The organism is Pseudoduganella plicata (assembly GCF_004421005.1).
Lineage (GTDB): Bacteria > Pseudomonadota > Gammaproteobacteria > Burkholderiales > Burkholderiaceae_D > Rugamonas > Rugamonas plicata.
This window is the reverse complement of sequence record NZ_CP038026.1, coordinates 2,446,565-2,458,798: the sequence shown is the minus strand read 5'-3', so window position 1 is coordinate 2,458,798 and position 12,234 is coordinate 2,446,565. Positions and strand designations below refer to the sequence as shown.

7 protein-coding genes are annotated in these 12,234 nt (G+C 65.7%); 5 read left to right on the top strand and 2 right to left on the bottom strand.

Translation table 11 applies throughout. The annotated features are described in order from the left end of the window. The first annotated feature begins 123 nt into the window (after positions 1-123). Positions 124-513, top strand: a complete 390-nt coding sequence (locus E1742_RS10810; RefSeq protein ID WP_134384878.1) for a hypothetical protein — start codon at positions 124-126, stop codon at positions 511-513. A 55-nt stretch (positions 514-568) separates the two neighbouring features. Here the strand turns inward: E1742_RS10810 and E1742_RS10805 are convergent, their stop codons facing one another. Both E1742_RS10805 and E1742_RS10800 read right to left on the bottom strand, forming a co-directional pair. Next, positions 569-2,731, bottom strand: a complete 2,163-nt coding sequence (locus E1742_RS10805; RefSeq protein WP_134384877.1) for a TonB-dependent siderophore receptor — start codon at positions 2,729-2,731, stop codon at positions 569-571. A gap of 183 nt (positions 2,732-2,914) precedes the next feature. Then, positions 2,915-4,756, bottom strand: a complete 1,842-nt coding sequence (locus E1742_RS10800) for a M2 family metallopeptidase (protein ID WP_229466702.1) — start codon at positions 4,754-4,756, stop codon at positions 2,915-2,917. 122 nt (positions 4,757-4,878) lie between these two features. Here E1742_RS10800 and E1742_RS10795 point away from each other — a divergent pair, with 122 nt between their 5' ends. From E1742_RS10795 to E1742_RS10780, 4 genes are all read left to right on the top strand, one after another. Further along, positions 4,879-7,269 (top strand): glycoside hydrolase family 31 protein, encoded by a 2,391-nt coding sequence (locus E1742_RS10795; RefSeq protein WP_134384875.1) that lies wholly within the window; start codon positions 4,879-4,881, stop codon positions 7,267-7,269. Positions 7,270-7,411: 142 nt separating this feature from the next. Next, a complete protein-coding gene (locus E1742_RS10790; protein ID WP_134384874.1) occupies positions 7,412-8,731 on the top strand; it encodes an MFS transporter in 1,320 nt (439 codons plus the stop codon). 95 nt (positions 8,732-8,826) lie between these two features. Continuing rightward, positions 8,827-10,458 (top strand): alpha-D-glucose phosphate-specific phosphoglucomutase, encoded by a 1,632-nt coding sequence (locus tag E1742_RS10785; RefSeq protein WP_134384873.1) that lies wholly within the window; start codon positions 8,827-8,829, stop codon positions 10,456-10,458. A gap of 20 nt (positions 10,459-10,478) precedes the next feature. Continuing rightward, on the top strand, positions 10,479-12,128 hold the full coding sequence (locus E1742_RS10780; RefSeq protein WP_134384872.1) for an alpha-amylase family glycosyl hydrolase: 1,650 nt from the start codon (positions 10,479-10,481) through the stop codon (positions 12,126-12,128). Positions 12,129-12,234 lie beyond the last annotated feature (106 nt).

Genomic DNA, 12,234 nt, shown 5'->3' with positions numbered 1-12,234 from the left:
GGCACGAAAACTGTCACGGGCCGCGCCGGTCCGACCCGGCATCGACCCTGCCCCGCTGGCAACGTCGCGCCCGAGCCGGCGCGTGCGGTGTACAGTCGCAGCTCCCACGGAAAGGAGACCACGATGTTCAGCCTCGATGACTTCGCCAAGCTGCAGTTCCTGCAGGGCCGCTGGAAGGGCACCAGCCCGGACGGCAAGGAATTCTTTGAAGAGTACGAACGGCCGGAGCCCGGCGTGCTGCAGTCGCGCCGCTACGACAGCGCCGCGTTTACGGACGGCGCCGACAGCGCGCGGATCAGCTTGAACGACGGCGAAGTGCTGTCGCGCTGGGGCGAGTTCACGTGGCGCGCCGCCGAGATTCACCCCGACTCCGCCACGTTTACACCCGTCAATGCGCCCGGTACGTTTGTCTGGCAGGTGGTGGACGATGCGACGCTTGACGCCACCCAGCGCTGGAATGCCGACGGCCGCGAGCAGGAATACACGCTGCGGCTGACGCGCGTCGGCGGCTGACCCACGGCCCGCCGCGGCGGTTCGGATGTTGCCGGGGCAGTCCCGGGAACATCGCCTACCAGGCGTAGCGCGCCGTCAGCATGGCGGTGCGCCGCTGGCCGTAGAAGCAGTCGCCGCGCGCCAGGCACGTCGTGATCTGCACCTTGTCGGCCAGGTTGACGACGTTCATTGCCACGCGCCAGTTGCCCGTGCTGTACGACAGCATGGCATCCAGCAGGGTGGCCGATGGCGTTCGCAGGCTGTCGGTGCCGTCCCATGACGTGCCCAGGTAGCGCACGCCGCCGCCTGCCGTGAAGCCGCCCACGCCGGCAATGGCGAAGTCGCGTGCCAGCCACGCCGACACATTGTGTTTCGGGATGCCGGAAACGCGCTTGCCCAGGTCCGCGCCGTTGCTGCGCGCGATGCGTGCGTCCGTGTACGTGTAGGCCGCCGTCCAGTTCCAGCCGCGCGGCAGGGCGCCCGTGCTTTCCAGCTCGACACCGCGCACCCTGACTTCGCCCATCTGCAGGCTGTTGAGCGGGTTGGCCGGGTCCGTGGTCTTGCGGTTGGTGTCGCGCAGTTCGTACAGCGCCAGCGCCGATGTGACGCGGCCACCGGCGGGCTGCCATTTGACGCCGGCTTCCCACTGCCGGCCGCGCTGCGGTTTGTACGGCTCGCCGTAAACGTCGACGCCGCCCAGCGGCAGGAACGATTCGGCATAGCTGACATACGGCGCCCAACCGTCGTCGGCCAGGTAGACAAGACCGGCGCGGCCGGTGTTGGCGCGATCGTCCGTGCGCGCGGCGGGCCGGCCTTCGATATCGTTCTCGGCCCGGTCGTGGCGCCAGCCCAGCACACCCACCCAGCGCTCATCGAACCTGGCCTGCTCCTGCACGTACAAACCCTTCTGGTGCAGCAGCGACGTGGGCGAGTGCGCCAGTGACGTCGGTACCGTATAGTTCCCGTACACGGGCGCATACAGGTCCAGCGGTGCGGCCATGCCGCGGCCCGTGGCCTGACGCACTTCGGCGCGCTGCACGTCCACGCCGGCCAGCACCGTGTGCTGCCAGCGCCCGAGCGCGAACTTCGCCTCCAGCTGCGTATCGACCAGCAGCGTATCGAGTTCGTTGGCCTGCTGGATCAGGTCGCGGTTGACGGTGCGGTTGTCGGCATTGAACACGGGGCGGGCGGGGCGCCCCGTCGCCTTCACTTCCGTGAAGCTCGTATAGGCGCTGCGGTAGTCCGACTTTCCCTTCGCCTTGCGGCCGTTCTGGCGCAGCTCGAATGTGTCGCTGAGGCGGTGGCGCAGCTGCCAGCCGAACGCGGTCTGGTCGGTGTCGTAGGCATCCCAGCCCGGTTCGCCCGTGAACGTGGACGTGGGAATGCGGCCGTACTGCGACGCCAGCAGCGTGCCCTGCCACGGGAAGAAGCCGATCAGCGAGCCGCTCTCGTCGTGCTGGCGCAGCGCCGTCAGCGTCAGTTCCGTATTCGCGTCCGGTGCCCACGTCAGCGATGGCGCGAAGACCAGGCGGTCATCCGGTACATGCTCGACCTGCGAGCCGCTGTCGCGGGCGATGGCGACGACCCGCGCGCGCCAGTGGCCCGCGTCGTCCAGCACTTCGTTGACGTCGACGGCGACCTGCCTGCGCTGGCGGTTCCCGACCTGCACCTGCACCTCGCCGCCGCGCTGCGCCAGCGGTTTTTTCTGCACATAGTTGACGACGCCGCCGACGCTGCCCTGGCCGTACAGCACGGAGGACGGCCCACGCAGCACTTCCACGCGCTCGAGCATGAACGGGTCGGGACGCGTCGTGTTGTACGAGCCGAAGTTGTTCTGCAGTCCGTCGACCAGCTGCGTGGGCGAGCCGCCCCGCGAGGAGACGCTGTCGGCGCGGCTGTCGAACGAGACGGCGACGAGACCGGCCGTATAGCTGAGCGTCTGCCGCACCGTCTGCGCGCCCTGGTCGAGGAAGCGCTCGTTGGTGACGATGGAAATCGATTGCGGCGTCTCGATCAGCGGCGTATCCGTCTTCGTGGCCGTGCTGCCCCGTTTCGCGACCATGCCGTCATCGGCGCGCTGGCCTTCGACGGTGACGACGGTGACGGGCTCCGCGTCCTCCGGTTCGTCGGCGGCTGCGACGCTCGCGCCGTACGCGCACAGCAGCACGGCGAGCACCAGTGGATGAAGTTTGGGATGTCGTGCATTGCCGGCTGCTGCCGGAGAGAGAAACTGCGCCATGAACCCTTCCTGGTTTGGAAGACGGGCTGGCGGCGGCTGGCTGTCTGGATGAGAATAATTCTCAACTATAGCGTTCGGGTACGGGAATTACAAGTAGCTGGGCAGGCGATAATCTTGAACGGTCGAGGACAGGCACCTGTCACAGGCCTTGCGGCCCGTGGCAGGTGCCTGTCCCGCGAAGGATTACTTTTGCTGCGAGGCCAGGATGCGGTTCTGCTCATCCAGCCACGCCTTCAGCGGCGCGAAGTATTCGATCAGCGCGTTGCCGTCGATGCGGTCTTCCCCGCTGATTGCCTTCAGCTCTTCCGGCCATGGCTTGCTGGTGCCCATCCGCAGCATCGCCTGCAGCTTCTTGCCGGCCTTTTCGTTGCCGTAGATGGAGCACTGGTGCAACGGTCCCGTGTAGCCGGCCTCGCGGCACAGCGCGCGGTGGAACTGGAACTGCAACAGGTCGGCCAGGAAGTAGCGCGCGTATGGCACGTCCGCGGCGACGTGGTATTTCGCGCCCGCGTCGAAGCCATTCGGCAGCATCGGCGCCGGACGCTTCACGCCCATGTACTGCTCGCGCAGCTGCCACCACGTCTTGTCGTAGTCGGCCGGCTGGGTCTTGCCGGCATAGACGTCCCAGCGCCAGCGGTCCACGGAATACGCGAACGGCAGGATTGCCACTTTCGACAGCGCGCGCTGCAGCAGTTGCGGGATGTCGCCCTTCGGATCCGGATCTTCCTTCATCAGGCCGATCTTCTTCAGGTAGCCCGGCGTGATGGACAGCGCCACGGTATCGCCGATCGCCTCGTGGAAGCCGTCGTTGGCGCCGTTGCGGAACAGGACCGGCTGGTCCTTGTACTCGAGGAAGTAATAGACGTGGCCCAGCTCATGGTGGATGACGGTGAAGTCTTCCGCCGTCGGCGTAATGCACATCTTGATGCGCACGTCGTCCTTGCCGTCGATCGGCCAGGCCGACGCGTGGCAGACCACGTCGCGGTCGCGCGGTTTGGTCAGCAGCGAGCGCTCCCAGAACGACGCCGGCAGCTTCTGCATGCCCAGCGACGTGTAGAAGCCCTCGGCATACTGCGTCATTTCCTTTGCCGTCGTCTTGCGCTCTTCCAGTACCTTCGTCAGGTCGAAGGCGGCCGTGTCGCCGGCAGGTTTCAGCAGCGGGTAAATGTTGTCCCACGTCTGACTCCACATATTGCCGAACAGGTGGGCGGGAATCGGACCCGTCGCCGGCACCACTTCAGGGCCGTACGCGGCGCGCAGCTTGTAGCGCGTGTACGTGTGCAGCGAGTCGTACAGGGGCTTCACCTGCTGCCACAGGCGTTCCATTTCGGCGGCAAAGGCCTCCGGCGGCATGTCGTACTGCGATCGCCACAGCGCGCCCGTGTCGGCAAAGCCCATTTCACGCGCGCCCTTGTTCGACAGCGCGACGAAGTCCACGTAGCGCTGTTTGTACGACGGCGCCTGGCTGTGCCAGCCGCTCCATGCTTCCTGCAGCTTCGCCGGCTCGCGGCTGTTGGCGAGCACCTTTTCCAGTTCGCCCAGCGCCAGGCAGTCCTTGCCCAGCACGCTGTTCTGCGGCGGGCAGTATTTGGCCTTGCCGTAGGCGCCATTGAGCGCCGCCTTCGCCGATGCGTACTCGGCCCGCTCCTTTGGATCCGACAGCATCAGCGTCAGCTGCAGCAGCTTCAGTTTGCGGGCATCGTCCTCGCCCAGTTTCAGGCCGTTGTAGCGGCGCGCGGCCAGCGCGGCCTGGCCGGACGCGTCCAGCTGCAGCTCGCCGAAGTAGGCGGCAATGGCTTCGGTATCGTCCGTGATGAAGTTCGAGCCGACCCAGTCGGCGCGGGCGCCTTCGATGCCCAGTTTCTCGAATTTCCGTTCCGTCTCCGCCAGGAAGCGTTTGGCTTCGGCGACAGTCGGTTTGCCGGCGGCTTGCGGTTTTGCCTGCGCACTGGCCGCGCCAGCGGTCAGCGCCAGCAGCGCGGCCAGTGCCAGCGGTGTGTACACTGTTTTGAGTTTGGTCTGCACTATGGATCTCTCCCTTGTGGGTGTTTTGGTTGCACTGCGCCCGCTAATATAACGCAGCGGGGACTGTATTCCGGCGCCGCTTTCTGTCATGCTGTCAATCTGTACTTAAACTACACGCGACCATGGCCCCGAAATCGATTGCTCTGCTGTCCCTTCTCGCCTTCTCTTCCGTGCATGCGGCCGAACGCCGGCTCGAAAGCTTTGCCGTCAACGGCAATACGCTGGACATCGTCGTCAGCGACGGGCGGTACCTGATCAAGCCGTATTCGGCGGCGATCGTCGAGACGACGTTCATCCCGAAAGGGGAGGGATACGATCCGCGTTCGCATGCCGTCGTGCTGGCGCCGGTGGCGGTCGGTGCAACCCTGAAGGACGCCGGCGCAAGCATCGAATATGCAACGCCGGGCATCACCGTCACGGTGCGCAAGCAGCCGCTGCGCATCAGCTATGCCTACAAGGGCAAGCCGCTGGTGGCGGAAAAGGACGGCTACACCAAAGCGGGCAAGCTGGAAGCCATCCGGTTCGCGCTGGACGACGGCGAAGCGCTGTACGGCGCCGGTGCCCGCGCCGTGGGCATGAACCGCCGCGGCAACCGCTTCCAGCTGTACAACAAGGCGGACTACGGCTACGGTAACCGCTCGCAGCTGCTGAACTTCACGATTCCCCTAGCGCTGTCGTCGAAGCGCTATGCGATCCACTTCGACAACCCGTACACGGGCTGGCTCGATTTCGACAGCCGCAAGGACGGCACGCTCGGTTACGAAACGACGGGCGGGCGCAAGACCTATCAGATCATTGCCGGCGATGCGTGGTCCGACGTGATGGCGAACTACACCAGCCTGACGGGCCGCCAGCCGCTGCCCCCGCGCTGGGCGTTCGGTAATTTCGCCAGCCGCTTCGGCTATCGCAACGAAGCCGAGGCGCGCGCCACCGTCGCGCAATTTGCAAAAGACAGGATCCCGCTCGATGCGATCGTGCTGGACCTGTACTGGTTCGGCAAGACCGTCCAGGGAACGATGGGCAATCTGGCGTGGGACAAGGAAAACTTCCCGAACCCGCAAGGCATGATGAAGGACTTCGCCGCACAGGGCGTGCAGACGATCCTGATCACGGAGCCGTTCGTGCTGACGACATCGAGCCGCTGGCAGGATGCGGTGGACAAGAAGGCGCTGGCGACAAAGGCGGACGGCACGCCGTACACCTATGACTTCTACTTCGGCAATACCGGTCTCGTCGACATCACGGGCACCCCAGGCCGCGACTGGTTCTGGAACATCTACAAGGACCTGAAGCTGCAGGGCGTGGGCGGCTGGTGGGGCGACCTGGGCGAACCGGAAGTGCATCCGGAAGGGCTGCGTCACGTGGCCGGCAGCGCCGATGCGGTGCACAACGTCTACGGCCACGAATGGGCCGGCCTGATCGCCGACGGCTACAGGAAGGACTTCCCGGGCGAGCGGCCGTTCATCCTGATGCGCGCCGGGTATTCCGGCTCGCAGCGCCACGGCATGATCCCGTGGTCGGGCGACGTTGGCCGCAGCTGGGGCGGCCTGCAGTCGCAGATGGAGATCGCGCTGCAGATGGGGATGCAGGGTCTGGGCTACATGCACTCGGACCTGGGCGGCTTCGCCGGCCCCGTGCTGGACGACGAGTTGTACGTGCGCTGGCTGCAGTACGGCGTGTTCCAGCCTGTATTCCGTCCGCACGCGCAGGAAGCGGTGGCCGCGGAGCCGGTCTACCGCGCCGCGCGTGCCAGGGCGCTGGCGGCCGAAGCGGTGCGCCTGCGCTATCGCCTGCTGCCGTATAACTACACGACCGGTTTCGAGAACAGCCGGACCGGCATGCCGCTCATGCACCCCGTGCTGTTTGCCGACGACGGCAGCGCGTCCACCATCGACACGGGCACGATCGCTTCCACCTACCTGTGGGGCGACAGCTTCCTGGTGGCGCCGGTCACGGAGCCGGGCGCCACGCGCAAGGATGTGTACTTCCCCGTCAAGGACAGCGCCTGGTTCGACTTCCATACGGGCGAGCGCCATCGCGGCGGCATCCAGGAGACGGTACCCGTTGTGGCGGAGCGCATTCCTGTCTATGTGCGGGCCGGCGCCTTCGTGCCGATGGTGGACGTGGTGCAGTCGACAAAGGACTACTCGACGAAAGACGTGGCGCTGCACTACTGGCACGACGCGACGGTCGCGCAATCGGCCGGCATGCTGTATGACGACGACGGCAAGACGGCGCAAGCCTATGAGCAGGGCCGCTACGAACTGGCGCGTTTCACCAGTGCCGTGCAGGGCCGCGAACTGCGCATCGGCATTGCGACGGAGACGGGCCGGCAGTACACGGCGCTTGCGCGCGCCTACGCCCTGCACGTGCACAACGTAACGGCGAAGCCGCGCGCCGCCACCCTGGATGGCAAGCCGCTGGCGGTGCGCTGGGACGGCAAGACGGGCGTGGCGACGGTCAAGCTGCCGGCGCGCGCCGCAATGTCCGCGCAGTTAGTGCTGAGTTTGTAGATTTTCCTGTTGTTTGACTACAGGCGAACGGTCGATCCCCTGTGAGATTGGGCGTCTGAGCCATTTGACACGGTAACTCTTGCATGTTATTTTGCTACAAATAAGGCGTCTCGCAGGCGCCGGCACACATCGGAGACAGCAGATGCATTCCACCACCAACAAGCCCCGGCTGTCGTTCTGGCAGTTGTGGAACATGAGCTTCGGTTTTTTCGGCATCCAGTTCGGCTTCGCACTGCAGAACGCCAACACCAGCCGCATCTTCTCGACGCTCGGCGCCAACCACGATGAACTGGCGCTGTTCTGGCTCGCAGCGCCCGTTACGGGTCTGCTGGTGCAGCCGATCATCGGCTACCTGTCCGACAATACGTGGCACCCGAAGTGGGGCCGCCGCCGTCCGTTCTTCTTCCTGGGCGCCGTGCTGGCGTCCATCTCGCTGTTCCTGATGCCGAACTCGCACGTGCTGTGGATGGCCGTGGCCGTGCTGTGGATGATGGATGCCGCCATCAACGTCTCGATGGAGCCATTTCGTGCCTTCGTTGGCGACAAGCTCGATCCCTCGCAGCAGACCGCGGGCTTTGCGATGCAGACGTTCTTCATCGGCTGCGGCGCCGTCATCGCCTCGCTGCTGCCGACGATCTTTGCCGACTATCTTGGCGTGAGTAACGTTCCCGTCGACGGCGGTGTGCCGGACACGGTGCGCTACTCGTTCTATGCCGGCGGCGCCGTGTTCCTGCTGTCCGTGCTGTGGACCGTGTTCACCAGCGACGAGCGTCCGCCGGAGGACATGGAGGCGTTCCGCCGCGAGAGCGGCAAGGGCATCGGCCACGGCATCGTCGAAATCATCGACGGCTTCTTCCACATGCCCAGGACGATGGCGCAGCTGGCGCTGGTGCAGTTCTTCACGTGGATCGGCCTGTTCGCCATGTGGATCTACACAACGTCCGCGATCGCCGAAAACGTCTACGGCACCGCCGATGCGCAGTCGGCCCTGTACCAGGATGCCGGCAACTACGTCGGCATCATGTTCGCCGTCTATTCAGGCGTGGCAGCGCTCGCCGCGTTCATCCTGCCGGTGCTGGCGCGCGTCACCAGCCGCAAGATGGTGCATACCGTCTGCCTGATCGTCGGCGGCATCAGCCTGGCCAGCATCTTCACGATCCACGACCGCCAGATGCTGCTGGTGCCGATGGTGGGCGTGGGCATCGCGTGGGCCAGCATCCTGACCATGCCGTATGCCATCCTGGCCGGCGCGCTGCCGGCCAACCGGATGGGCTACTACATGGGCGTGTTCAATTTCTTCATCGTGATCCCGCAGATCCTCAGCGGCGCGCTGCTGGGCTTCGTCACCACGCACCTGCTGGGCGGCCACACGGCCAACACGCTGGCGCTGGGCGGGGCGTCGATGGCGCTGGCGGGCGTGCTGACGCTGTGGGTGCGGGACGAGGCCAAGGCGGTCGCCTGAGCTGACCCGGCGGTCCACCCGCGCGCCGCGGCGCGCCTGTTCGCGTTATTCTAGTGGCAACTTTTAACGGTAGCCCACTATACGGCGGAGAGAACATGGCAATTCAGATCGTACCCACCAATCCCATCCCCGGCCAGCGTCCGGGCACGTCCGGCTTGCGCAAGAAAGTGGCGGTATTCCGCCAGCACCAATACCTGGAGAACTTCGTCCAGAGCGTATTCGACACGCTGGGCGACCTGTCCGGCAAGACGCTGGTGCTGGGCGGCGACGGCCGCTTCCACAACCGCGCGGCCGTGCACACGATCCTGCGCATGGCGGCGGCCAACGGCGTCGCGCGCGTGCTGGTCGGCCGTGGCGGCCTGTTGTCCACGCCCGCCGTGTCGTGCGTCATCCGCAAGCACGAGGCGCTGGGCGGCATCGTCCTGTCGGCCAGCCACAATCCCGGCGGCCCGGATGGCGACTTCGGCATCAAGTACAACATCGGCAACGGTGGCCCGGCCCCGGAAGGCGTGACAGAAGCGATCTACCAGCGCACCACGACCATCGCCCAGTACCGCATCAGCGACGATCCGGACGTGGACATCGACGCGATCGGGCGCCATTACATGGAAGGCATGCAGGTCGAGGTGATCGACCCGGTGGAGGACTATGCCGACATGCTCGAAGGCCTGTTCGATTTCGATGCCATCCGCAAGCTGTTTGCGGGCGGCTTCCGCATGTGCTTCGACGCGATGAGCGCCATCTCCGGCCCGTATGCGCACGCGATCCTGGAAGGACGCCTGGGCGCGCCGGCCGGCACCGTCATCAATGGCATTCCGCTGGAAGATTTCGGCGGCCTGCATCCGGACCCGAACCCCGTCAACGCCGCGCAGCTGATCGAGCTGATGGCCGGCCCGGACGCGCCGGACTTCGGCGCCGCGTCGGACGGCGATGCGGACCGCAACATGATCGTCGGGCGCGATTTCGCCGTCACGCCGTCGGACAGCCTGGCGATCCTGGCAGCCAATGCGCAGCTGGTACCGGGCTACCGCGGCGGCATCGCCGGCATCGCCCGGTCGATGCCCACGTCGCGCGCGGCCGACCGGGTGGCCGAGGCGCTGGGCATCAAGCTGTACGAAACGCCGACGGGCTGGAAGTATTTCGGCAATCTGCTGGACGCCGGCCTCGCCACCCTGTGCGGCGAGGAGAGCTACGGCACCGGCTCGAACCACATCCGCGAGAAGGATGGCGTGTGGGCCGTGCTGTTCTGGCTCAATCTGCTGGCCGTCACGGGCAAGAGCGTGCAGCAGATCGTGACGGAACACTGGGCCCGGTTCGGGCGCAACTACTATTCGCGCCACGACTACGAAGCCATCGAAACACATGCGGCGCAGGTACTGATGGACGACCTGCGCGTCAAGCTGACCAATATGGCCGGGCAGGAAATGAACCTGTACAAGGTCGATTACGCCGACGATTTTTCGTACACCGATCCGGTCGATGGCGCGCAGTCGGCGCAGCAGGGCATCCGCATCGTGATGACGGACGGCTCGCGCATTGTCTTCCGGCTGTCCGGCACGGGCACGGAGGGCGCCACGTTGCGTGTCTACCTGGAGCGCTACGAAGCCGATCCGGCGCTGCACAATATTCCAACCCAGCAGGCGCTCGCGCCGCTGATCGCCATTGCCGACAGCGTGGCAAGCATCGCCCTCAACACGGGACGGAGCAACCCGACCGTGATCACCTGACGTCATCCTAAAGGAAGCCCATGAATACTGGTCGTTTCAAGCCGAGTTCCATCGCACTGGCCACGCTGCTGGCAGCATCGGCAGTCCATGCAGCACCCAAGCCATTCATGTGGGAAAACGCGACCGTGTATTTCGTGGTGACGGACCGCTTCAGCAATGGCGACAAGTCGAACGACTTCCCCTACGGCCGCAAGGCCGATGCGGCACCGCTGCGCGGCTTCATGGGCGGCGATCTGAAAGGCTTGACGGCCCGGGTGAAGGAAGGTTACTTCGACAGCCTGGGCGTCAATGCGATCTGGCTGACGCCGCCCGTGGAGCAGATCCATGCGGGCACCGACGAAGGCACCGGCAAGTCCTACGGCTTCCACGGCTACTGGGCGCGCGACTTTACCGCCATCGATGCGAACCTGGGCACGGAGGCGGACTTCCGCGCCTTCGTCGAGGCGGCCCATGCGCGCGGCATCCGCGTGCTGTTCGACGTGGTGATGAACCATATCGGCCCGGTGACGGGGCAGGACCCGAACTGGCCGGCGGACTGGGTGCGCATGGACCCCGTCTGCACGCACAAGGACGTGGCGACTACGGTCACGTGCGCGCTGGTCGCCAACTTGCCGGACGTGCGCACGGAAAGCAATGAGAACGTGGCGCTGCCGCCCGCGCTCGTTGAGAAGTGGAAAAAGGAAGGACGCTACGAGCGCGAGGTAAAGGAGCTGGACGAATTCTTCTCCCGCACCGGTTACCCGCGCGCACCGCGCTACTACCTGATGAAGTGGCACGCCGACTGGGTGCGCAAGTACGGCATCGACGGCTTCCGCGCCGACACCGTCAAGCACACGGAGCCCGGCGTATGGAAGGAGCTGCGCACGGTTGCCGACGCGGCGTTCGAGGACTACAGGAAGGCCCATCCCGGCAAGGCGCTGGGCGACAAGTTCTTCACGGTGGCGGAGGTGTACAACTACAGCATCGGCCACGGCCGTGAATTCGACATGAGCACCGCAAAGGTCGACTTCTATGCGGACGGCTTCGACGCCCTGATCAACTTCTCGCTGCCATCGGACGGCAAGGGCGATTACGAAAGCATCTTCGCCAAGTACGCGGCGGCGTTGCATGGCCCGCTGCGCGGCAAGTCGGTGCTCAATTACATGGACTCGCACGACGATGGCAACCCGTTCGACGCCGCGCGTACGAAGCCGTTTGAAACGGCCAACAAGCTGCTGCTCGCGCCAGGCGCCGCGCAGATCTACTACGGCGACGAGACGGCGCGCCGGCTGGACATGGCCGAAGCGACGGGCGACGCGAAGCTGCGTTCTTACATGAACTGGGAAGAGCTGGCGCACAATACTGCCCGCGACGGCTATCGCATCGCCGACGTGCGCGCGCACTGGAGCAAGCTGGGACTATTCCGGCAGAACCACCTGTCGATCGGGGCAGGGGAGCACCGCAAGCTGGCCGACAAGCCGTACACGTTTGCCCGCATCTTCGGTAACGACAAGGTTGTCGTGGCGCTGGATGTGCCGGTCGGGAAGCCGGTTGCGGTCAGTGTCGGCTCCGTGTTTGCCAACGGTACGCGGGTGCGCGATGCCTATTCGGGCGTGACGTACACCGTCCGCAACGGCAAGGTCGCGACGGGCGGCAAGGCTGGCGTGGTATTGCTGGAAGCGGCGCGCTAGGGCTGGCGACGCCGGTCGCTTTCACGTCGGGGACAGGCACCTCGCGGGCCGCGGATCAGCCGCTCCAGGCGGCTCACCAGTCCGCGGCAGCAGCGTGCGGGGACAG